The organism is Frankia sp. KB5, from assembly GCF_002099325.1.
Lineage (GTDB): Bacteria > Actinomycetota > Actinomycetes > Frankiales > Frankiaceae > Frankia > Frankia casuarinae.
Window position 1 is genome coordinate 1 of sequence record NZ_MRUJ01000095.1, and the last position, 23225, is coordinate 23225.

Sequence of the window (23225 nt, forward strand, 5' to 3'; positions counted from 1 at the left end):
CGAGAATCCATCAGGTAGCCCCGGTAATCCAGCGCCACAGGCCACCTGTGGATAACTCCTCACAGGAGGACGACGAACGTAGGGCCCAGCGGTAACCCAGCCGRCTGTCACCGGAACCATTTCCTCAAGCTGGCTTCGGAAGCGTAGCCGCTACCTGGCCGAGTTGCTTGCGCGAATGTACGATAACGACGGCGTGCACCGTCCGATAACGTAAGATAGTCCACGGACGGCCGGTTCGACGGACGGCCGGCTGGTCAGCCACGGATCAGCAACGCGATCGCCACGGTCGCACCGAGCGTGATGACCACGCCACGTAGAACGTTCGGTCGTAGCCGGCGGGCCACCCGGGCACCGATCGTCCCACCGAGCAGGGATGCGACCACGAGGATGCCGGCGAACCCCCACGAGGCCTTCGCGGTGACCAGGAAGACCGCCACTCCCACCGCGTTGGCCCCGAACGCGAGCAGCGTCTTCAGCGCGTTGGTGCGCTGCAGGTCGTCGGTGAGCAGAATGCCCAGCACCCCAAGGAGCAGCACCCCGAGCCCCGCGCCGAAATACGATCCGTAGGCTCCCGCGACGAAGATCCCGAGCCGAGTCGGCCAGGTCACCCGGTCGGAGGCGAGCGAACCGGAGGCGGGCGACAGCAATGCGGCCGCGGGCGAACCGGATGGCCCGGATGGCGCCGACTCCGGCGGCCCGCCACCCGCCGCCGTGCTGGCTCTCCGGCGTGCCACCACGGCCGCGAGCCGGGACTGAGCCGCCAGAAGCAGACAGGAGACCAGCACCAGGTACGGAACCAGCGCCCGGAAGCTGTCGGAGGGCGTGGCCAGCAGCACAACGGCGCCGGCCAGACCGCCGAGYAGAGCCGGCGGTCCCAGGGCACGCAGCCGGACGGCCTGCCCGGCAAGCTCGCGGCGGTAGCCCAGCGCCCCACCGGCGTACCCGGTGACCAGCCCCACCGATGAGGTGATGTTGGCGGTCAGCGCCGGCAGACCGGTGGCGAGCAGCGCCGGGAAGGCGATCAGGGTCCCGCCGCCCGCGATCGTGTTCACCGCGCCCGCGAGCAGACCCGCCCCGCCCGCGAGCAGGGCATCGGCTGGTCCCACGTGTCCTCTATGCCGATGGAAGGAAGGGTGACGGGGTGACGGGGTGACGGGTTCGGCGCAGTGCGGCCGGTCCGGCTCAGAGGTCGAACTCCTCCGGGTTGATGCCGACCGCGAAGCACGCCTCCCGCACGACGGCCTRCTCCGTCTTGTCGAAGTTGCCATCGGCCCCGCCGATGACGATCCCGATCTGGATGACCGCCCTGGCCTCCGCCGGCTTCTTCTTCGTCTTCCCGATCTCCTGGAGGATGGAGACCTTGCCGAACTCGAAATCGGCCTGCAGCTTGCCGACATAGTCGTTGAAGCGACGCTGGAGATCATCCGCGGGAAAGTTGTTGAGCACGTCGTTGGAGATGATCAGTGCGGCGACCCGCTGCCGCTCGGCCGGGTCGATGGTCCCGTCCGCCGCGGCGACCAATGCGCACATCGCCATGCTGGCATCGCGGAAGGCACCGCTCTTCAGGTCGTTTTTCTTGGCGTTCAGCTGGCCCTGCATCGTCTGGGCGGACTGACGCAGCTGGTTCCAGATCGGCACCTGGGCTCCCTCGCACGGTGACGTATCACTAGATGGTTCCTCGCAGGTCAACGCATGACCGCCCGGACATGCTCCCACCGGCTGGCCGAGGGTCAGGAACCGGCACCGCCGCGAACGCGGTTGAGCCGGTCCACCGCCGCCTGCGCGTCACCGATCGTGGCGAAGTCGACCGCGACGAACGTCGGGATCCGCCCGCGCTCCTGGCGACAACGCTGTGCCCGGGTAAACACGGTCTCGGCGGCGTTCGCGCCGAGGGCGGCACGGCGGCTGGGCGCGGCGGCGGTGAGCCAGTGGTTCATCAGGAGCAGCGAGGCACCGTCCACGCCCCGGTTGCGGGCGCAGGTTCGCAGATCCTCGGGTTTCTTCGCATCGAACGGAGTGTCCTCGGCATACCGGTAGAAGCTGCGCAGGAACGTGCCCGGCAGGTCCTGCCGCTCGGTGAAGACCACCAGGCGTCGGCCCGAGGCGACCATCTCGCGCAGGGTCGGCCATCGGCCATGCGGATCCTCCGGCGGCGTCGTCACCATCCCCGCGAGGCCCGCGGCCGCCACGCCGCCGGCGATCTCGCTCGCCGGCACCTCATTATCCTGGATGATCAGCGTCACGACCTCGGTGGGATTACGGTTCATCCAGTCCCGGACCCGAGTCAGCTCCGCCACGAAGTCGAGGGAGCCGAGCTGGCACAGGTCATGGCACAGCCAGGTGCCGGGGCGTTCCGACCGGGCGCCTCGCGTCAGCGGGGCGAGCGCGTCGCGGGTCGCGGGCGGCAGGGTCTGCAGATAGGCGTCGACCTGGGTCGGCGATGTCCAGTGGTGCACGTCGAGCAGCAGGGCGCGCACCCCCAGGTCGAGCTGGTGCGTGATCGCCGGGTCCTGGGCAGGCCCGAGAAACCGGTCCTCGCTGGTGGCCATCGCGTTGTGGGTGGCCAGGTAGCTCACCTGGTCATAGCGCCGGTCGCACAGCGCCTGCTGGCTGTTGCAGAGCTTGCGGGCCTCGGCGGCGGCGCCCGGGAAGGCCGTCCAGGTCACGATGATCATCAGGGGCGCCGCGAGGGCGAACGCCGTGGCGACCCGGCGCCGCCGGCCGGTCCGGTTCCACCGGGCGGACACCGCGACGAGCCGCGACAATCCGTAGCCGACCAGGCCGGCCACCAGCGTCCAGGCCACGATCCGCAGGAAGTCGCTCTCGAGCGTGCCGTAGGCGCGCGAGGAGAAGTCGACCAGCACTGCGCCGGCTCCCGGCGGCAGGGGCGACGACGACCTGTCCAGCGAGGTCAGCGGATTCGGCAGCGCGATGCGCAGGACGACGCCGAGCAGCCCCGCACCAACGCCGGCGAGGACCACCGCACCGGTCGCGGCCCGGACCCGGGACACCCCCCGCCGCCCGGCCAGCACGACGATGCTGACCATGGCCGCCGTCATGATCAGGGCGAGCAGGAGGGAGACCCACACCAGGGTCGCGGCGACGTCGTGCAGCCGGTCGATCGCGACGATCATCGGCCGGTCACGCAGATCCGACAGACGGACCCCGAGATCGAGGGTGGATCCGTGGAGATACACCTGGAGCCGGCCGATGGCCGTCTCGTCGCCCCGGAAGACCTCCGGACCGACCAGCGCCAGCGCTCCGGCGATGTTGCCCGACCTCAGCAGGGCGCGCAGCGGAGCCTCGATGCGCGCCCGGGTGTCGGCGTCCACCCGGTCCAGCACCACGGGCAGGACGCGGTCGGTGTCCTGCGGGGAGAGCTCGATCGTGGGCAGGGACTTCGGCGGGCGCCCGGCGGCGATGTCGTCGAGCGCGGTGACGACACCGTGGGTGAACTCCTGCACGGTGGTGACCTGGTAGCTGGTGCCGGCGCCCAGTTCACCGGCGACGTACCGGTTGGCCAGGCCCGAGATGTTGTCGAAGATCGGCCGGAGATCGACGGCGAGTTCGACGTCGTCCGTGTCGGCCCGCAGGTAGGCGACGATCCGGTTGATCTGCTCGTCGGTCATCGCCTGGATCGTCGACGGGGGCAGCACCGTGCGCAGGTTCGCGGTGACGAGGGAGCTGTCGATCGGGAGGCCGGCCAGCAACGTGTCGACCGCGGGATCGGGCAGTACCTGGGTGTAGACGCGGTCGAAGGCGTCGGCCCGGTTCAGCGACTGCGAATAGAAGGCCGGGTTCAGCACGGTCCGCCACGCGGTGATGACGACGACCAGCGGCAGCCAGCAGAGCACGACGAGGGCGACGAGGGCGACGTGCGCGAGGCGCCCCCGCTCCCCTCCTCGGCGACCCATGGCCTACCGACAGACAGGCAGACCCGGATGGGCCCGCAGACCCGGATGGGCGACGTCCGCCAGCATCTCCTCGATGCGGGCCGCAACCTCGTCCGGGCTGCCGGAACCGTCCACCGTGCGCAGTAGGCCACCCCGCTGGTAGTAGCGGCGCAGTGGTGCGGTCTCCTGCTCGAAGACCTTCAACCGGCGACGGGCGGTGTCCTCCGCGTCGTCAACCCGGTCCTCGGTGCGGGACCGGCGCCGGATGCGGTCGAGCACCTCGTCGACGTCGACGTCGAGGTCGACGACCGCGTCGAGCGGGCCGCGGGTCGCCACGAGCATCCGGTCCAACGCCTCGGCCTGGGGGTAGGTCCGGGGGAACCCGTCGAACAGGAACCCCACCGCACAGTCGACGCCGCTCTCGAGCCGGTCGGCGACGATGTCGAGCACGATCTCGTCGGGGACCAGCTCGCCCGCGCGGACGTAGCGCTCCGCGCGACGGCCCAGCGGCGTACCCGCGGCAATCTGCCGGTCGAACAGCCGGCCGGTCGAGATCGAGGGGATGCCGTGCCGGGCGCTGATGCGAGCGCCCTGGGTTCCCTTGCCGGAGCCAGGTGGACCGAGCAGCACGAGCCTCATGGCACTGAACGGTACCGCCGCAGGTCACCAGGCGGGTCGGCGAGTCCGGTCAATCGCCGCGGATCCGGCATGGAGCAAGGCAGATCACATGAATCTTCGGCCGAAAAGTGCTCCGATGTTCCGGCCGCACGCCGGGGCTGGCTGCACGCCGGGGCTGGCCGGCTCCCGGTCAGCGACGCGTCGGCGTGATGGGCTCGGGCAGGTCCGTCCTGCCCATCAGCCAGCGGTCAGTGGCGGCGGCCGCGGCACGTCCCTCGGCGATCGCCCAGACGATCAGCGACTGCCCGCGTCCCATGTCCCCGGCGACGAACACGCCGGGGACCGAGGAGGCCCACCCGGCGTCGCGCGCCACGTTGCCGCGCGCGTCCAGCTCCACCCCGAGATCGGTCAGCAGGCCGGACCGTTCCGGACCGGTGAACCCCATGGCGAGCAGCACCAGCTGGCAGGGCAGCTCGGTGTCGGTACCCTCGACCTTCTCGAACTTCCCGCCGACGAGGCGCACCTCGTGCATGCGCAGCGCCCGCACGTTGCCGTCCTCGTCACCGAGGAAGCGCTCGGTGGAGACGGCGAAGACCCGCTCGCCGCCCTCCTCGTGCGCGCTGGAGACCCGGTAGATGATCGGGTACGACGGCCACGGGTTGGCCGGGGCCCGCAGCTCCGGCGGCCGGGGCATGATCTCGAGCTGGTGCACGGAGAGCGCGCCCTGGCGGTGGGAGGTGCCCAGGCAGTCCGCGCCCGTGTCACCGCCGCCGATGATGACCACGTTCTTGCCCTTGGCGGAGATGGGCGACTCGGGCAGGTCCCCCTGCGCGACCCGGTTCGCGGGCACCAGGAACTCCATCGCCAGCTGGACGCCACCCARCTGGCGGCCGGGAACGGGCAGGTCCCGGCCGACCGTCGATCCGCCGGCGAGGACCACCGCGTCGTGGGAGGAACGCAGCTCGTCCGCGKAGATGTCGAGGCCGACGTTGCAGGACGTGACGAACGACGTGCCCTCGGCCGCCATCTGCGCGAGCCGGCGGTCCAAGACCCGCTTCTCCATCTTGAACTCGGGGATGCCGTAGCGGAGCAGGCCGCCGATCCGGTCGGCCCGTTCGTAGACCACGACCTCGTGGCCGGCCCGGGTGAGCTGCTGGGCGGCGGCGAGACCGGCCGGGCCGGAGCCCACGACCGCCACCCGCTTGCCGGTACGCAGCGACGGCGGAACCGGGACCACGGTGCCGTCGGCCCAGGCGCGGTCGATGATGCTGACCTCGATCTGCTTGATGGTCACCGGATCGTCGCCGATGCCGAGCACGCAGGCCGCCTCGCACGGCGCCGGGCACAGCCGCCCGGTGAACTCGGGGAAGTTGTTCGTCGCATGCAGCCGCTCGATGGCGTCCACCCAGTCGCCGCGCCGGGTCAGGTCGTTCCATTCCGGAATGATGTTCCCGAGCGGACAGCCCTCGTGACAGAACGGGATGCCGCAGTCCATGCACCGGCTGGCCTGCGTGCGCAGATGCTCCTCGGGGAACGACTCGTACACCTCGCGCCAGTCGGTGATCCTGACGTCCACGGGACGGCGCTTCGGCAGCTCCCTGCGGTGCTTGAGGAAGCCGGTCGGGTCAGCCATGCCGCTCCTGTCGGGTCCGTGCGATCGCGATGATGGTCGGGTCGTGCTTGGCGGCCCGGTCAGCCACGAGCCGCCGCCATGATGACCTCGTCGGCGACGAGCCCCTGCTCCTGCGCCTGCCGGATGGCGGTCAGCACCCGCTTGTAGTCCCGTGGCATCACCTTACGGAACGACCCGCGCACGGTGTCCCAGTCGGTGTAAAGCCGGGCGGCCACCGTCGAACCGGTCTCCCGGCGGTGCCGGACGAGCAGGTCCCGCACGATCGTCTCGTCGGCGTCGTCCAGCGCCTCGACGTCCACCATCTCGGTGTTGATCCGCGCCTCGACCGGGTCGTACAGGTAGGCCACGCCGCCGCTCATGCCCGCGGCGAAGTTGCGCCCGATGGCCCCGAGCACCAGCACGGTGCCGCCGGTCATGTACTCGCAGCCGTGGTCGCCGACCCCCTCGACCACCGCGGTCGCCCCGGAGTTGCGCACGCAGAACCGCTCGCCGACGATTCCGCGGAAGAACGCCTCGCCGCCCGTCGCCCCGTAGAGCAGGACGTTACCGGCGACGATGTTCTCCTCGGCCCGCAGCGGGGACTCCTTCGGCGGGAAGACGAAGATCTTGCCGCCGGACAGGCCCTTGCCGGCGTAGTCATTCGCGTCGCCCTCGAGGGTCAGTGTCATGCCGCGGGGCGCGAAGGCGCCGAAGCTCTGCCCCGCGGAGCCGGTGAACCGCAGCTGGATCGTGTCGTCGGGCAGCCCCGCCGCGCCGAAGCGCTTCGTCACCTCGTAGCCGAGCATGGTGCCCACGGTCCGGTTGACGTTGCGGATCGGCATCTCCAGCCAGACCGGCCGGCCGTCGTCGAGCGCTCCCTCGCACAGCTGGATCAGCGAGTTGTCCAGCGCCTTGTCCAACCCGTGGTCCTGGCTGGACGTGCAGTTCAGCGAGCCGCCGAAGGGCCGCTCCGGGGTGTGCAGCAACGGGGTGATGTCGAGGCCGGAGGCCTTCCAGTGGTCGACGGCGGCGCGGGCGTCGAGCAGGTCGACCCGGCCGACCGCCTCCTGCAGGCTGCGGAAGCCCAGCGCGGCGAGGTAGGTGCGCACCTCCTCGGYGATGAAGGTGAAGAAGGCCTCGACGAACTCGGGCCTGCCGGTGAACCGCCTGCGCAGTTCCGGGTTCTGGGTCGCCACACCGACCGGACAGGTGTCGAGATGGCAGACGCGCATCATCACGCAGCCGGCAACCACCAGCGGGGCGGTGGCGAAACCGAACTCCTCGGCCCCCAGCAGCGCCCCGACGATGACGTCGCGGCCGGTCTTCAGCTGCCCGTCGACCTGCACGACGATGCGGTCGCGCAGGCCGTTGAGCAGCAGCGTCTGCTGGGTCTCGGCCAGCCCCAGCTCCCAGGGGGCACCCGCGTGCTTCAGCGAGGTCAGCGGCGAGGCGCCCGTCCCGCCGTCGTGCCCGGAGATCAGCACCACATCGGCGTGCGCCTTGGAGACCCCGGCGGCGACCGTGCCGACGCCGACCTCGGCGACCAGCTTGACGTGCACCCGGGCCTTGGGATTGGCGTTCTTCAGGTCGTGGATGAGCTGGGCGAGGTCCTCGATCGAGTAGATGTCATGGTGCGGCGGCGGGGAGATGAGCCCGACACCGGGCGTCGAGTGCCGCGTCTTCGCGATCCACGGGTAGACCTTGTGGCCAGGAAGCTGCCCCCCCTCCCCGGGCTTCGCCCCCTGGGCCATCTTGATCTGGATGTCGTCGGCGTTGGCGAGGTACTCGCTGGTCACCCCGAACCGGCCGCTGGCGACCTGCTTGACCGCGGAGCGGCGCAGGTCCCCGTTCGCGTCCGGCGTGAACCGCTCCGCGTCCTCGCCGCCCTCGCCGGTGTTCGACTTCYCGCCGAGCCGGTTCATGGCGATAGCCAGCGTCTCGTGCGCCTCGGCGCTGATCGAGCCGTAGGACATGGCACCGGTCGCGAACCGCTTGACGATCTCCGAGGCCGGCTCGACCTCCTCGATCGGCACCGGCGTGCGCACCCCGGTACGCAGCTCGAACAGACCCCGCAGCGTCGCGTTCTCCCGGGACAGACCGTCGACCCGGGCGGTGTACTTCTGGAAGGTCTCGTACTGCCGGGTGCGGGTGGCGTGCTGGAGCAGGAAGACGGTCTCCGGGTTGAACAGGTGCAGCTCACCCTCGCGGCGCCACTGGTACTCGCCGCCGACCTCCAGCGTGCGGTGCGCGTGCTCGGAGGCGATCGGCGGGTAGGCCCGCCGGTGCCGCGCTGCCACCTCCGCCGCGATGACGTCGAGTCCGATGCCGTCGAGGCGCGACGGGGTACCCGCGAAATAGGCGTCGATCAGTTCCTGGGACAGYCCGATCGCCTCGAAGACCTGGGCACCGGTGTAGCTCGCCACCGTCGAGATGCCCATCTTGGACATCACCTTCAGCACGCCCTTGCCGAGCGCCTTGATCATGTTCTTCTCGGCCTGCTCCCGGGACACCCCGACGATCTCGCCCTCGGCGATGAGGCTGTCGATCGACTCGAATGCCAGGTACGGGTTGACCGCCGCGGCGCCGTAGYCGGTGAGCAGCGCGATGTGGTGCACCTCACGGGCGTCGCCGCACTCGACGATGAGGCCGACCTTCGTCCTGGTCCGCTCCCGGATCAGGTGGTGGTGCACGGCGGCGGTCAGCAGCAGCGACGGGATCGGGGCCTTGCGCGTGTCGGAGTCCCGGTCGGAGAGCACGACGATGCGGGCACCGTCGGCGATGGCCTCGCTGACCCCGGCGCAGATTTCCGCCAGCCGGGCGGCGAGCGCCGCGCCGCCCCCGTCGACGTCATACAGGCCACGGACCGTCACCGAGGCGAAGCCGGGCATGTCACCGTCGTCGTTGATGCCGATGATCTTCGAAAGCTGGCTGCTGCTGATCACCGGATAGGGCAGGTGCACCATCCGGCAGGACGCCGGGGATGGCGCGAGCAGGTTGCCCTCCGGGCCGAGCACCCGGCCCAGGCTCGTCACCAACTCCTCGCGGATCGCGTCCAGCGGCGGGTTGGTGACCTGCGCGAACAACTGGGTGAAGTAGTCGAACAGCAGCCGGGGACGGCTGGAGAGCACCGCCACCGGCGTGTCGGTGCCCATCGAGCCGATCGGCTCCGCGCCCGTGCGCGCCATCGGCGCGACGAGCACGCGCAGCTCCTCCAGCGTGTAGCCGAACACCTGCTGGCGACGCAGCACCGAGGAGTGCCCGTAGAGGAGCTGCTCCCGCTCGGGCAGGTCGTCCAGCTCGATCAGACCGGCGTGCAACCACTCCGCGTACGGCGCCGCGTTCGCGAGCTCGGACTTGATCTCCTCGTCGCTGACGATGCGCCCCTCGGCGGTATCCACCAGGAACATCCGCCCCGGYTGGAGCCGGCCTTTCTGCACCACCTTGTGCGGCGGGATGTCGAGCACGCCCACCTCGGAGGCCATCACGACCAGGCCGTCGTCGGTGACCCAGTACCGCGAGGGCCGCAGCCCGTTACGGTCGAGCACCGCCCCGATGACCGTCCCGTCGGTGAACGCGATGGAGGCCGGGCCGTCCCACGGCTCCATCAGCGTGGAGTGGAACTGGTAGAAGGCGCGCAGCGCCGGGTCCATCTCGGTGTGGTTCTCCCACGCCTCGGGGATCATCATCAGCACCGCGTGCGGCAGGCTGCGACCGCCCAGGTACAGCAGTTCCAGGACCTCGTCGAAGCTCGCCGAGTCGCTCGCCCCGTCCGCGCAGACGGGGAACAGCCGGGAGAGGTCACCGGGGATCAGGTCGCTGGCGAGCAGCGCCTCGCGGGCCCGCATCCAGTTCCGGTTCCCGCGGACAGTGTTGATCTCCCCGTTGTGGGCGACGAACCGGTACGGGTGCGCCAGCGGCCAGCTCRGGAAGGTGTTCGTGGAGAACCGGCTGTGCACCAGCGCGATGGCACTGGTGAACCGGGGGTCGTCGAGGTCGGGAAAGTAGGCCGAGAGCTGGTGGGTGGTGAGCATCCCCTTGTAGACCAGGGTCCGCGACGACAGCGACGCCAGGTAGACGCCGGTCTCCCGGCGGATCCGCTTGCGGGCGCAGAACGCCCGACGTTCGAGGTCGGCCTGGTCGAACCCGTTCCCCGCGCCGCCCTCAACCGGACCGGCGGCGGGCAGACTGCCGGGCAATGCGAGGAACAGCTGCCGCATCCGCGGCTCAACCTCGTGGGCCGCGTGCCCGACGATGTGGCTGACGACCGGCACCTCACGCCAGCCGAGGACCCGCAGCCCCTCCTGGCGGACGATGCGGCTGATGGTGCGCACGGCTTCGTCCCGCTCCCCCGAGACCTGCGGCAGGAAGGCGATCCCGACGGCGTAACGCCCCGGGGCGGGCAGCGTGAAGTCGACGACGTCACGCAGGAACAGGTCGGGGACCTGCACCAGGATGCCGGCTCCGTCGCCGGTGTCCGGGTCGCTGCCCGAGGCACCCCGGTGGTCGAGGTTACGCAGCACGGTCAGGCCCTGCTCGACCAGCTCGTGACTGCGCCTGCCGTGTACATCGACGACGAAGCCGACGCCACAGGCATCGTGTTCGAAGGTGGGGTCGTAAAGACCTTGCGCACTCGGCATCCGGCGAAGTCCTGTCCATCTTCAGGGGCTGAAGGGGGTGCGGACAACGCWGTCCGAGTGGTGTGACGGCACGGCGACGCTGGCCCGGCGCCCCGTGTCTCTACCGAGTGTGCCACGCGGCCCGCTCATGCGCCGCGATCAAATATGTCCAGGAGATCACCGCCAGATGACGTCATACCTCCCCGCCCGGCCTCGGTCACTACAAGTAGGGGAAGGTCGACGGTCCAGCCGACGCCCGGGGCCCCGCCGGAGACGGCGTCTCCGGCGTCTCCGGCGTCTCATCAGGGCAGCTGCGGCTCCTCCGGCGGAACGGCCGACGTGTGCCCACCGCTCGCCGGCAATCTCGTCGCCAGGCCGCGGCTCTGCTGCGAACCAGCCGGTACGCCGGTGGTGGCAGTGGTGGCGGTAGTGGCAGTGGTGGCAGTGGTGGCRGTGGTGGCAGTGGTGGCGGTGGTGGCAGTGGTGGCAGTGGTGGCGGTAGTGGCGGTAGTGGCAGTGGTGGCGGTCGACCCGGAGGCATCGGGCACCGCGGCGGCGGGCACCGACCCGGCGGAACCAGGATCGGCCGGATCGGGACCGCCCAGATCAGGATCGACCGAATCGGGACCGACCGAATCGAGAGCGGCCGAATCGGGACCRACCGAATCGAGAGCGGCCGCCCGCTGGTCGGCGGTACCGGCGGTCGTCACCGTGGACCGCGCCGCGGGCCGGGAACGGGCGATTCCGAGGGCCTCCTGCTCCTCCCTGGACAGATTCGGATCCACGGGACTGCGGGTGACCGCCAGCGCCAGCAACGCCCCCAGACAGACGACGATCGAGGTCCAGATGTTGACCCGCAGCCCGAGGATCTGGTTCGCCGTGTCGATGCGCAGCATCTCGATCCACAACCGGCCGAACGTGTAGAGCGCGACGTAGAGGCAGAACAGCTTGCCGCGGCCGAGCCGGTGCCGCCGATCGACGACCAACAGGATCCCGGCCACCACCAGGTTCCACAGGCACTCGTAGAGGAAGGTCGGCTGATAGGTGGACACGCCGGGGATGATCTGGTGCTTCTCGTCGATGCGCACCGCCCAGGGCAGGGTGCTCGCCTTGCCGTACAGCTCCTGGTTGAACCAGTTGCCCCAGCGTCCGATCGCCTGGGCCAGGATGATGCCCGGCGCCGCGGCGTCGCCGAACAGGGCGAGGCTGATGCCGTAGCGCCGGGTCGCCAGCCACGCGCCGAAGGCCCCGCCCGCGATGGCGCCCCAGATACCCAGCCCGCCGTTCCAGATCTTGATGACGTCCAGCACGTTGCCGTCCCGGCCGAAATAGGCGGCCGGAGTGCTGACCACGTGGTAGACGCGGGCGCCGACGATGCCGAACGGGACGGCCCAGTAGGCGACCTCGCTGGCCACCATGGGATCCATGCCGCGAGCGCGCAGCCTTCTTCCCGTCACGAATACGGCGACGAAGACGCCAATAATGATCATCAGGGCGTAGGCACGCAGCGGCACCGGCCCGAGATGCACCACGCCACGCGATGGGCTAGGAATAGCGGCGAGAACCACGGTCGCCAGGCTATCCCGTGGACCCGTCCATCACGCGCGGGGTGCCCCGGCCACGTGTCGCACAGTCACGTGTCGCACAGTCACGTGTCTCGCTCGGTGCGCGGCGGGGTGATATATGCGGCGCTCGATGTGGGCAATACTCGATGTGGGCGACAGATGTGACGGCCGGGTCGGGGCGGCCGGGAGTTCACGCCGGAACGGGAGCGCGCACCCCTCCGGCGAGCTCCGCGGCGAGCCGACGGATTCCGGCGAGGCCCGCTGAGGCGCCGGCTCCGGAACGTTCCGCCTCAAGCAGGACCTTCACCAGCGCGGAGCCGACGATCACACCGTCGGCGAAGCCCGCGACCTCGGCGGCCTGCGCCGCGGTGCTCACCCCGAGCCCCACCGCCACCGGGAGCTCGGTGGCGGCCCGCACCCGGGCGACCAGATCGGCCGCCCGCTCGCCGACCGCCGCCCGGGTCCCGGTGACACCCATCAGCGAGGCGGCATAGACGAAGCCGCGCGCGACGCCGGCGACCAGCCGGAGACGGGTGTCCGAGGAGCTGGGAGCGACGAGGAACACCGGGGCCAGGCCGTGCGCGGCGCACGCGTCGAGCCAGGGCCCGGCCTCCTCGGGCGGCAGGTCCGGAGTGATTGCTCCGGCGCCCCCGGCGGCGGCCAGATCGGCCGCAAACGAGGCCGCGCCGTAGCGGTCGATCGGGTTCCAGTAGGACATGACCAGGGCCGGGGCCCCCGTCGCGGCGACGGCCTCGACGGTGCGGATCACGTCCCGCGTCGTGACCCCGCCGCGCAGGGCCGCATCCGCCGCGTCCTGGATCACCGGACCATCCATGGTGGGGTCGGAGTAGGGCAGGCCGACCTCAACAACGTCGACTCCCGCCGCCACCATGGCCCGCATGGCCTCGATCGCCCCGTCCACCGTCGGGAATCCCGCGGGCAGATAGCCGACCAGCACCGACCGCCCCTCCTCGCGGGCCGCCGCGAACACTGCGTCCAACCGACTCTGCACCGTGCGTCCGTTCCGTCGAGCCCGAGGGCCTTTATGGCCTGTCTGTCCTGCGCGTTCTGTGCGTCCTACGCGTCCCGTGCGTCCCGTCTTGGTTGCTGCCGGTCCCGAGACAGGATCCCTCAGGGTCCCTCAGACCGGTCGCGCCGGACCGCCGACGGGGCCCCCGCCGGCATCGGCCTCGTCGAGGAGGTCGAACCAGCGGGCGGCGGTGTCGACGTCCTTGTCCCCCCGACCGGAGCAGTTGACGACGACAGTCGTGCCCGGACCGAGCTTCCGGGCGACGTCGAGGGCACCCGCGAAGGCGTGCGCGCTCTCGATCGCGACCAGGATGCCCTCGGTACGGGCCACCAGCGCGAGCGCCTCCATCGCGGCGGTGTCGTCCACGACCCGATAGCTCGCCCGACCGGTCTCGTGCAGCAGGGCATGCTCGGGGCCGATGCCAGGGTAGTCCAGACCCGCCGAGATCGAGTGGGAGACCTGGGTCTGCCCGAACTCGTCCTGCAGCAGGAACGTCCGCATGCCGTGCAGCACGCCCGCGGAACCGCCGGCGATCGCCGCGGCGTGCCGACCGGTGGCGACCCCGTCCCCCCCGGCCTCGCAGCCGATCAGCGCGACCTCGACGTCGGGGATGAACGGGTGGAAGATGCCCATCGCGTTCGAGCCGCCACCGACGCAGGCGACGACGGCGTCGGGCAGTCGGCCGACACGATCGAGCACCTGGGCGCGCGCCTCGACCCCGATGATCCGCTGGAAGTCGCGGACCAGCATCGGGAACGGATGCGGGCCCATCACCGACCCGATGCAGTAATGGGTCGTGTCAACGGTGGCCACCCAGTCGCGCATGGCCTCGTTGATGGCGTCCTTCAAGGTTCGGCTGCCGGAGGTGACCGCAACGACCTCGGCGCCGAGCAGGCGCATCCGGGCGACGTTTAGGGCCTGCCGGCGGGTGTCCTCCTCGCCCATGTAGACGACGCAGTCCAGGCCGAGCAGGGCGCAGGCGGTGGCCGTGGCAACACCGTGCTGACCGGCTCCGGTCTCGGCGATAACCCGGGTCTTGCCCATCCGCCGGGTCAGCAGGCACTGCCCGAGGACATTATTGATCTTGTGGGAACCGGTGTGCGCAAGATCCTCACGCTTGAGCAGGATGCGGGCACCGCCAACGTGCGCGGTGAGCCGGTGGGCGTCGGTGAGCGGAGTGGGCCGGCCCGCGTAGCTCGCCAGCAGCCCGTCCAGTTCCGCGGTGAAGCCGGGATCCACCCTGGCCGCCGCGTAGGCTGCGGTGAGCTCGTCCAGCGCCGCCATGAGGGCCTCGGGGACGAAACGACCACCGAAACGCCCGAAGTGCCCCGAAGAGTCGGGGAACGCCTGCCAGCTCGACGTGTCCGGACGGACCGGACCGGAGCCCGACGGCGTCCCGGTTCCGGCGGCCGCGGGGCGAACTGACTCGGCAGCGGTTCGGGTGGTCACGGTGCGACTGTATAGGGCCGAGCCCCGGATACCGGGGCACGGGCGCCGGCGGCCTCAGCGCCCGACCCGGGCCGCCGGATGCGCGCCGGCCGCCACCAGATCGGCGACCGTCTGACGAGGATCGCCGGTGACGGCTGCCTCGCCGACCAGTACCACGTCCGCCCCCGCAGCGGCGTAGGCGAGCAGATCGTGCGGCCCCCGGATGCCGGACTCGGCGACCGCGAGCACTTCCGGGGGCACCATCGGCGCGAGCCGGGCGAAGGTGCTCCGATCGATCTTCAGCGTGTGCAGGTCGCGGGCGTTCACCCCGACCAGTTGGGCGCCGGCGTCCAGCGCCCGCACCATCTCCGCCTCGTCATGCACCTCGACCAGCGCCGTCATGCCCAGGGACTCGATCCGCTCGCGCAGGCCGACGAGCCGCGGCTGGTCCAGCGCCGCGACGATGAGCAGGACGATGTCCGCCCCGTGCGCCCGGGCCTCGAAGACCTGGTAGGGCGACACGATGAAGTCCTTGCGCAGCAGCGGGACGTCCACCGCGCGACGCACGGCGTCGAGGTCGGCCAGGRAGCCGCTGAAGCGCCGTTGCTCGGTCAGGACACTCACCGCGGCGGCGCCCGCCGCCTCGTACTCGGTGGCGAGGGCAGCGGGGTCGGTGATGGTCGCCAGCTCCCCCTTCGAGGGGGAACGGCGCTTCACCTCGGCAATCACCGAGACCCGGGAGTCCCGGAAGACGGCAAGCGCGTCCTTCGGGTCGGGAACGCGTTCCACCCGCCGCTTGAGATCTGCCAGAGAGGTCTGTTGCTCGCGGGCGGCAAGATCGATCCCGACCCCGTCGAGGATCTCGGTGAGAACGCTCATCGCCCCGCGCTCGCGACTGTCGCGGTCATGCCGCCGATGGTAGGCCAGGCAGGCACGGTGTGCCCGGCCCCCCCACATGCGGCTACGATCCACGACTCCACATAGTTGACTTTCCCGTGAGGAATCGGGTAGYGGCCCGAACGCACCCATCTTCACGGACGCTGCACTGTCAGCCACTTCGGATCCGCCTGCACCGATCAGCTACGGTCCGCAATCGATCTTGCGTCGTGAGCCCGTTGACAGAGTAACGCGACGAGGCCGGTGAACCACCGTGTGCAGAGGCACCACCGGGTTACCACCTCGATCGTCGGGCGACGACATCACGAGATCCGGGCGGCCGCACGACAGGTTCTCGGGATCGGCGGCCGCAACGCGCCGCGCACACTCGGGACCGCCGCGCCTTCGCCGACCGGAAACACGCATGGCACGCCGCACATGTCCTCGGGCGGACCCGAACCCTCGGGCGGACCCGGGCAGCGCCCCAGGGACGGCGTGGCGGGCTGGCGTCGATCGTCGGCGCCCCCTATACTCGAACATGAGTTCGACACCGAGGAGAGTTCCGATGGACAGCCGCCCCCTCTCGTCCCCCCTCTCGTCCCCCCTCGGCGCCGCCCGGGTGCCCGCGGCGCGCGACGCCCCGGGCGCGCACCGGCGGCCCCGCCTCGAGCCCGAGCTCGCCGAGCAGCTCGACGAGCTGTCCCGCTGCCTGATCCGGATGGACGCCGTCATGATGATGCTCGAAGCCGACCTGGACCGCCGGGCGCTGRCTCTCACGGAGCTGGTCGACCCGTTTCCCGACCTCCCACCCGCGGACCTGGCGCCCGCCGACCCGCTGGCCGACCCGCTGGCCGGTGGCGCTCCCGGTTCCGGCTGGCCGGCCCGCCAAGCCGGGCGTCGCGGAGACGCCAGGTGATCAGGTCGGGTCGTGGCCCCGCTCGATCGCGTCCCAGGCGTCGGCCGGAGTGGCATCGCGGGCCTGGTAGCGGCCGGACATTGCGGGCCATGACCGGCCGCGCAGGACGACGAGGGCGCCGACGAGGATGAGCAGCAGCCCGCCCGCAAACGACAGCCAGGGAGCGATCGTCTGGCTGACGTCATCGATCCGCGCCTGGCCACCGGGCACGAGCTGGCGGACCTGATCGGTCTCGCGCAGCGTCGGGAGTGGATCCCAGCCGATGCGTCCGGCCACGTAGGCGATACCGGCCCCGGCGGCCGCGGTGAGCACACCGATGACCAGCCGCCCGATGCGCCGGGTGGCCACGATCGCCACGGCCGCGGCAAGCCCGACCAGGGCGAGAGCGGTCGCCGTCGATGCGAGCGCCCCGCCGGTCCAGTGCACGGCGAGTGGCGCCGCGACGGCGCCGCCGTCCGCCCCACCGCGGGGCCCGCTCACCCGAGCGGACACCCAGGTCGCACCGCCCGACACGAGCACGACGCCGGCACCGAGCAGACATCCCAGCACCGCGAGGGTGCGTTCCCGGTGGCCGCGTCGCATCGCCTCGGCCGCGTGCACATCGCCTCCGGGACGGTGGCCCGGCGAAGGCGGCTCCGCGGTGCCGGCCCGGTCGCGCGGGGAGGATGGGCGCCCCGCGGGGGGGGACCCTGCGGCCGTCATGACGGCGGTCGCAACGACTCGGCGACCTCGACGGCGCGCAGGACGGCGGCGGCCTTCGCGCGGCTTTCCAGATCCTCGGTGTCGGGATCGGAATCCGCGACGATGCCGGCTCCGGCCTGAACGTAGGCCATACCGTCGCGCATCACTGTGGTGCGGATCGCGATCGCGGTGTCCAGATCACCGCCGAAGTCCAGGTAGCCGACCACGCCCCCGTACAGGCCCCGCCGGGTCGGCTCCAGCTCGTCGATGACCTCCATCGCCCGCACCTTGGGCGCCCCCGAGAGCGTCCCCGCCGGAAACGTCGCGGCCAGCACGTCCACGGCGCTGCGGTCCGGAGCCACCTCACCGATCACCGTGGAGACAATGTGCATGATGTGCGAGAACCGTTCGATGGCCGCGAACTCGACGACCCGGACCGAACCGGGGTTGCAGACCCGCCCGAGGTCGTTGCGGACCAGGTCGACCAGCATCACGTGCTCGGAGCGTTCCTTCGGATCCGCGAGAAGCTCCGCCGCAAGCTCGGCGTCCTGTTCGGGAGTGCCTCCCCGGGGCCGRCTGCCCGCGATGGGGTGCAGCAACGCCCGGCGGCCGGTGACCTTGACGTGCGCCTCCGGGGAGGATCCGACGACGTCGTGGTCGGCGAAACGCAGCAGGTACATATAGGGACTCGGATTCGAGGTCCGCAGCACCCGGTAGACGTCGAGCGCATCCGCGGTCGTCCGCCGTTCGAAGCGCTGCGAGACGACGATCTGGAAGCACTCGCCGGCGCGGATCTCCTCGATGGCCCGCTCGACCGCGGTCTGGAAGGCACCGGGAGGCGTGGCGGAGACGAAGTCGCCGACCCCCGCGGCGGTGCCCGCCGTGGTCGCCACGGTCGGCTCGTTCCACTTCGCGAGATCGCTGGTCATGGCCTCCAGCCGGGCCACCGCGTCGTCGTAGGCGGCGTCCAGGTCGATCCCGGCCGGGTGTGCGGCGGCGTCCGCGTCCCCACCGGTGGTGCCGGTGGCGCCTGCGTCACCGGCACCATTCCCGCGGCCGGTGAAGACGTTGGCCACCAGCAGGCAGGAACCATCCCGATGGTCCAGCACGGCGAGATCGGTGGTGAGCAGCATGCGCAACTCGGGAAGGCCGAGGTCGTCGACGGCGTGCGCGGGGAGCCGCTCGATGCGGCGCACGATGTCGTAGCCGAGATAGCCGACCAGACCACCCATGAGCGGAGGGGCCTGTGGGCTGTTCGAGGCCTGCAGAGTGCTCTCCACCGCACGCAGGATGTCGAGCGGGTCACCGTCGACCGGCACTCCGGGAGGCGGCGCACCGTCCACCCACACCGCCTGCCCGTCGCGCTCGGTCAGCGTCGCCGCGGCCCGCACACCGATGAACGAATACCGCGACCACACCCCGCCATGCTCCGCCGATTCCAGCAGGAACGTCCCGGGGCCGCCGGCGAGCTTGCGGTAGACGCCGACGGGTGTCTCCCCGTCGGCGAGCAGCCGACGGGTGACGGCGACGACCGGATGCGCCGCCGCCGCGGCCCGGAACTCCTCCCGGCCGGGGATGATCTGCCCGGTCGTCATCGGTCCGCGCCGGCCTTGCTCACGCCGGCCCTGTCCACGCCAGCGGGGTCACCGGCGGCACCGGAAACGCTGGCGGCACCGGAAACGCTGGCGGCACCGGAGAGGTCGCGGGGCCGGGCGGTATCCGCGGCCTCGACGGTCACCGTGGGCAGAAGATTGCCGTCGAAGCAGGTCCGCGTGCCCGTGTGGCAGGCCGGGCCCACCTGGTCCACCCGGACGAGGACGGTGTCCCCGTCGCAGTCGAGCGCGACCGACCGCACCCATTGCCGGTGCCCGCTGGTCTCCCCCTTGACCCAGTACTCCGCGCGGCTGCGGCTCCAGTACGTGGCCCGGCCCGTGGTGAGGGTCCGGTGCAGCGCCTCGTCGTCCATCCACCCGAGCATCAGCACCTCGCCGGTGTCGTACTGCTGGGCGACGGCGGGGAACAGGCCCGCGTCGTTGCGGCGCAGCCTACGGGCGATGGCGGGATCCAGAGCGGAAGGGCGAATGGTCACCCCACCATTCTGCTCGCGCCCGGCGCCGCAGCGGTGCCGGGCGACGGGCCGCCCGCCGCTCCCGTCCCGACCCCCGCCGCCCAGGATCGGTGCAGGCGCTGGTACACGCCGCGCATCGCGATCAGATCCCGGCGCGGACCGCGCTGGACGATCCGTCCGGCGTCCACGACGACGACGTCCTGTGCCGCCTCGGCCGTCGGCGCCCCGTCGGCGCCCCGTCGGCGGACGCGCCTGGTCAGCGCACGGGTACACCCGCGCCGCGCAGCGCCGTCTTCACCTCGCCGATGCGCAGCTGCCCGAAGTGGAACACGCTCGCCGCGAGCACCGCGTCCGCGCCCGCGTCGATCGCCGGCGCGAAGTGGGCCAGGTCGCCGGCCCCGCCGCTGGCGATCACCGGGACATCGACCTCGGCACGCACCGCGCAGATCATCTCCAGGTCGTAGCCGTCCCGTGTGCCGTCGGCATCCATCGAGTTGAGCAGGATCTCCCCGGCGCCGAGCTCGACCACCCGCGCCGTCCAGGCCACCGCGTCGATGCCGGTGCCCTTGCGGCCGCCGTGCGTCGTGACCTCGAAGCGCGGACCGTCGGGACCGGGTGGGCGCCGGGCGTCCACCGAGATGACGATGCACTGGTTACCGAACCGGTGGGCGCACTCGCGCACCAGCTCGGGCCGGGCCACCGCCGCCGTGTTGATGCCGACCTTGTCGGCCCCCGCCCGCAGCAGGCGGTTCACGTCGTCGACCGAGCGGACCCCGCCACCCACGGTCAGCGGGATGAACACCTGTTCGGCGGTCCGCCGCACGATGTCATAGGTGGTCTCCCGATCGCCGCTGGACGCGGTGATGTCGAGGAACGTCAGCTCGTCGGCACCCTCGGCGTCGTAGAGGCGCGCCATCTCGACCGGGTCGCCGGCGTCGCGCAGGTCCGTGAAGTTCACGCCCTTCACGACCCGGCCGGCGTCAACGTCGAGGCAGGGAATCACCCGGACCGCGACGCTCATCGACCCACCGCACCCGCACATCCGTTTCCGATATTCCCGATATTCCCGGCAACGGCCAGGGCCTCGGGCAGCGTGAAGGCGCCGGCGTAGAGCGCCTTGCCGATGATCGCGCCCTCCACTCCGGGCACCACGGCGATCGCGGTGAGGTCGTCGAGCGTGGCCACGCCGCCGCTGGCGACCACCGGCCGGCTGGTGGCCGCGGTCACGGAGCGCAGGAGCTCGACGTTCGGCCCGGTGAGCGTGCCGTCTCGGCGCACATCCGTCACCACGTACCGGGCGCAGCCGTCGGCGTCGAGGCGGGCGAGCACATCGAACAGCTCGCCACCGTCCCGCGTCCAGCCCCGGGCCGACAGCGTGGTCCCCCGGACGTCGAGACCGACCGCGATACGGTCACCGACCCGGTCGATGGCCCGGCGGACCCAGTCGGGATCCTCGAGCGCAGCCGTGCCGATGTTGACCCGGGCCGCGCCGGTGGCCAGCGCCGCGTCGAGCGATGCGTCGTCGCGGATGCCGCCGGAGAGCTCGACGGCCACGTCCACCGYGCGTACCACCTCGGCGATGAGCTCCCGATTCGACCCCCGGCCGAAGGCAGCGTCGAGATCGACCAGGTGGATCCACTCGGCGCCGTCGCGCTGCCAGGTCAGCGCCGCCTCCCGCGGGTCGCCGTACGAGGTCTCGGAACCGGCCTCGCCCTGGACGAGTCGGACGGCCCTGCCGTCGGCCACGTCCACGGCGGGCAGCAGAGTAAGCGTCACATCGGCCACCCTACGGTCCAGCGGGGCGCTGGAGCCGCCCTAATTACAGGACATCCGCATTACAGGACATCCGCCCTCGCGTTCACGCTCACTCAGACCAGGGCTCGCTCAGACCAGGCTGCCGAGCCAGTTCGCCAGCAGGTGCGCTCCGGCATCCCCGGACTTCTCCGGGTGGAACTGGGTCGCGGCGAGCGCACCCCGTTCGACGGCGGCGGCGAACGGCTCGCCGTGCTCCCCCACGGTGTCCCCGGCGGCCGGATCGGCCTTCGCCGCGTACGAGTGGACAAAGTAGAACCGCGTGTCCGCGGGCAGTCCGGCGAACAGGATCGATCCGGCGGGCGGCGCCACAGTGTTCCAGCCCATGTGCGGCAGGATGTCGGCGGCGAGCCGGCGGACCTCGCCAGGGATCACGCCGAGCCCGACCGTCCGCACCCCGTGYTCGTCACCGAGCTCGTACAGCACCTGCATCCCGACGCAGATCCCGAGCACGGGCCGTCCCGCCGCTACCCGCTCCCGCACCACGGGCGCGGCGCCCACGGCGTCGATGCCTGCCATACAGGCCGCATAGGCGCCCACGCCCGGTACGACCAGGCCCGCCGCGCCGCGGGCCACGTCAAGATCCGCGGTCACCGTCACGTCGGCGCCGACTCGGGCGAGCGCGCGCTCGGCCGACCGCAGGTTTCCCGAGCCGTAGTCCAGGACAACCACCCGGGGACGCCGGCCGGGTCCGTCTCCGCTCACAGCACACCTTTCGTGGAGGGTATCCCGGCGACGCGGGCGTCGAGCGCCACCGCGTCGCGCAGAGCCCGCGCGACCGCCTTGAACTGGGCCTCGACCACGTGATGGGCGTTGCGGCCGGACAGCACCCGCACGTGCAGCGCGAGCCGGGCGGACGCGGTGATCGACTCGAAGATGTGCCGGGTCAGCGTCGTGTCGTAAGTTCCGATCATCCCGACGAGATCCGGTTCGACGTGCACGCAGTACGGCCGGCCGGACAGGTCGACGGCGGCTTGGGCGAGCGCCTCGTCCAGCGGGACGGTGGCATCCCCGAACCGGCGGATACCCGCCTTGTCGCCGAGCGCCTCGCGCAGGGCGGACCCGAAGGCGATCGAGGTGTCCTCGACGGTGTGGTGGGCGTCGATGTGCAGATCCCCCCGGGTACGCACGGTGAGGTCGAACCCGCCGTGCTTGCCGAGCTGGGACAGCATGTGGTCGAAGAACGGGACGCCGGTGTCCGACGAGGAGATTCCCGTCCCGTCGAGGTCGAGCTCGACCAGGACGTCCGACTCCAACGTCTTGCGTTCGATTCGCGCGGTGCGTGCCATCGGGGGCTTCCTCGGTCTCTGTAGATCTCAGGCCGGGCCAGGGGCTCAGGCCGGGCCAGGGGCTCAGGCGGTGGCGAGGCTGATGACACCGTCCGCGCCGATGACGCTGCCGGTGAGAGTTCTGCCCAGCGCCCCGAGAAACGCGTCCACCTCGTTCGGCAGCCCGGCGGTGACCCGCAGCCAGCCGGTCAGACCGACATCGCGGACCAACACTCCCGCGTCCAACAGGCTCTGCCACACCGCCCGCTGATCGGCGAACCGGCCGAAGAACACGAAGTTGGCGTCGCTCGGAGCCAGCCGCAGACCGAGCGCCGGCAACTCCCGGACGATGCGGTCGCGCTGGGCCTTGACCGCCTCCACCGTGCCGAGCAGCTCGTCGGCGTGCGCGAGCGCCGTGCGCGCGACGGCCTGGGTGAAGCTCGACAGGTGGTAGGGCAGCCGCACCAGGTACAGCGAGTCCACCACGGCGGGGTGCGCGGCAAGATAGCCTACCCGGGCACCGGCCAGCGCGAACGCCTTGCTCATTGTCCGGGTGACGACGAGCCGCGGATGACGGGGCAGCAGCGTCAGCGTGCTGGGCACGCCGGCCCGGCGGAACTCGGCGTAGGCCTCGTCGACGACGACCATGCCGCTGCCGGTGGCCTCCACCGCCTCACAGGCGGCGGCGACGACCTCGGGCGGCAGGGCCGTGCCCGTCGGATTGTTCGGTGAGCAGAGGAAGACCAGGGCGGGTCGGTGCCGGGCGATCGCGTCGGTGACCACGGCCGGGGAGAGCGTGAAGTCCTCCGCTCGCTGCCCGGCCACCCACTCGGTGGCGGTGG

At 71.4% G+C, this 23225-nt stretch carries 19 protein-coding genes and 1 pseudogene; 1 reads left to right on the forward strand and 19 read right to left on the reverse strand.

Features of this window, described 5'->3' with window-relative positions:
• Positions 1-254: 254 nt before the first annotated feature.
• The 10 genes from KBI5_RS10710 to trpC form a co-directional block, all read right to left on the reverse strand.
• On the reverse strand, positions 255-1106 hold the full coding sequence (locus tag KBI5_RS10710; RefSeq protein WP_011437393.1) for a sulfite exporter TauE/SafE family protein: 852 nt from the start codon (positions 1104-1106) through the stop codon (positions 255-257).
• A gap of 76 nt (positions 1107-1182) precedes the next feature.
• Positions 1183-1638, reverse strand: a complete 456-nt coding sequence (locus KBI5_RS10715; protein WP_085015153.1) for a TerB family tellurite resistance protein — start codon at positions 1636-1638, stop codon at positions 1183-1185.
• A gap of 92 nt (positions 1639-1730) precedes the next feature.
• Positions 1731-3914, reverse strand: a complete 2184-nt coding sequence (locus KBI5_RS10720; protein ID WP_011437395.1) for a membrane protein — start codon at positions 3912-3914, stop codon at positions 1731-1733.
• 3 nt (positions 3915-3917) lie between these two features.
• Positions 3918-4532 carry an adenylate kinase gene (locus tag KBI5_RS10725; protein ID WP_011437396.1) on the reverse strand — a complete coding sequence of 205 codons (615 nt, stop codon included), beginning with the start codon at positions 4530-4532 and terminating at the stop codon, positions 3918-3920.
• 169 nt (positions 4533-4701) lie between these two features.
• A complete protein-coding gene (locus tag KBI5_RS10730) occupies positions 4702-6144 on the reverse strand; it encodes a glutamate synthase subunit beta (protein WP_085015154.1) in 1443 nt (480 codons plus the stop codon).
• A gap of 59 nt (positions 6145-6203) precedes the next feature.
• The gene (gene gltB / locus KBI5_RS10735) at positions 6204-10760 is read right to left on the reverse strand and encodes a glutamate synthase large subunit (protein ID WP_085015155.1); all 4557 of its coding nucleotides are present in this window, start codon (positions 10758-10760) and stop codon (positions 6204-6206) included.
• Between the two features lie 281 nt (positions 10761-11041).
• On the reverse strand, positions 11042-12307 hold the full coding sequence (lgt, locus tag KBI5_RS10740) for a prolipoprotein diacylglyceryl transferase (protein ID WP_085015156.1): 1266 nt from the start codon (positions 12305-12307) through the stop codon (positions 11042-11044).
• A 187-nt stretch (positions 12308-12494) separates the two neighbouring features.
• A complete protein-coding gene (trpA, locus tag KBI5_RS10745) occupies positions 12495-13316 on the reverse strand; it encodes a tryptophan synthase subunit alpha (RefSeq protein WP_011437400.1) in 822 nt (273 codons plus the stop codon).
• Positions 13317-13445: 129 nt separating this feature from the next.
• Entirely contained in the window at positions 13446-14783 is a 1338-nt protein-coding gene (gene trpB, locus KBI5_RS10750; protein WP_011437401.1) for a tryptophan synthase subunit beta, read from the reverse strand.
• 54 nt (positions 14784-14837) lie between these two features.
• Positions 14838-15641 carry an indole-3-glycerol phosphate synthase TrpC gene (trpC, locus tag KBI5_RS10755; RefSeq protein ID WP_085015157.1) on the reverse strand — a complete coding sequence of 268 codons (804 nt, stop codon included), beginning with the start codon at positions 15639-15641 and terminating at the stop codon, positions 14838-14840.
• Positions 15642-16203: 562 nt separating this feature from the next.
• Here trpC and KBI5_RS10760 point away from each other — a divergent pair.
• Complete coding sequence (locus KBI5_RS10760; protein WP_085015158.1) at positions 16204-16554, forward strand: hypothetical protein; 351 nt, start codon at positions 16204-16206, stop codon at positions 16552-16554.
• Here KBI5_RS10760 and KBI5_RS10765 read toward each other — a convergent pair whose 3' ends face one another.
• The 9 genes and pseudogenes from KBI5_RS10765 to KBI5_RS10805 form a co-directional block, all read right to left on the reverse strand.
• Complete coding sequence (locus KBI5_RS10765; RefSeq protein ID WP_011437404.1) at positions 16555-17154, reverse strand: Trp biosynthesis-associated membrane protein; 600 nt, start codon at positions 17152-17154, stop codon at positions 16555-16557.
• 98 nt (positions 17155-17252) lie between these two features.
• Positions 17253-18830: an anthranilate synthase component I gene (locus tag KBI5_RS10770; protein WP_011437405.1), complete on the reverse strand. Its 1578-nt coding sequence runs from the start codon at positions 18828-18830 to the stop codon at positions 17253-17255.
• Positions 18827-19324, reverse strand: a complete 498-nt coding sequence (gene hisI / locus KBI5_RS10775) for a phosphoribosyl-AMP cyclohydrolase (RefSeq protein ID WP_011437406.1) — start codon at positions 19322-19324, stop codon at positions 18827-18829. The genes KBI5_RS10770 and hisI overlap by 4 nt, the downstream gene beginning before the upstream one ends.
• Positions 19321-19521: pseudogene (locus KBI5_RS10780) on the reverse strand (hypothetical protein); the annotation flags it as partial. The gene hisI and the pseudogene KBI5_RS10780, both read right to left, overlap by 4 nt.
• A 38-nt stretch (positions 19522-19559) precedes the next feature.
• On the reverse strand, positions 19560-20324 hold the full coding sequence (hisF, locus tag KBI5_RS10785; RefSeq protein WP_011437407.1) for an imidazole glycerol phosphate synthase subunit HisF: 765 nt from the start codon (positions 20322-20324) through the stop codon (positions 19560-19562).
• Positions 20321-21079, reverse strand: coding sequence for a bifunctional 1-(5-phosphoribosyl)-5-((5-phosphoribosylamino)methylideneamino)imidazole-4-carboxamide isomerase/phosphoribosylanthranilate isomerase PriA (gene priA, locus KBI5_RS10790; RefSeq protein WP_085015159.1), 759 nt, complete (start codon positions 21077-21079; stop codon positions 20321-20323). Before priA ends, hisF begins: the two co-directional genes overlap by 4 nt.
• 108 nt (positions 21080-21187) lie before the next feature.
• Positions 21188-21820, reverse strand: a complete 633-nt coding sequence (gene hisH / locus KBI5_RS10795) for an imidazole glycerol phosphate synthase subunit HisH (RefSeq protein WP_011437409.1) — start codon at positions 21818-21820, stop codon at positions 21188-21190.
• A complete protein-coding gene (gene hisB / locus KBI5_RS10800) occupies positions 21817-22404 on the reverse strand; it encodes an imidazoleglycerol-phosphate dehydratase HisB (protein ID WP_011437410.1) in 588 nt (195 codons plus the stop codon). The genes hisH and hisB overlap by 4 nt, the downstream gene beginning before the upstream one ends.
• Positions 22405-22467: 63 nt before the next feature.
• On the reverse strand, positions 22468-23225 hold a 758-nt coding region (locus KBI5_RS10805; RefSeq protein WP_116289891.1), incomplete at its 5' end, for an aminotransferase class I/II-fold pyridoxal phosphate-dependent enzyme.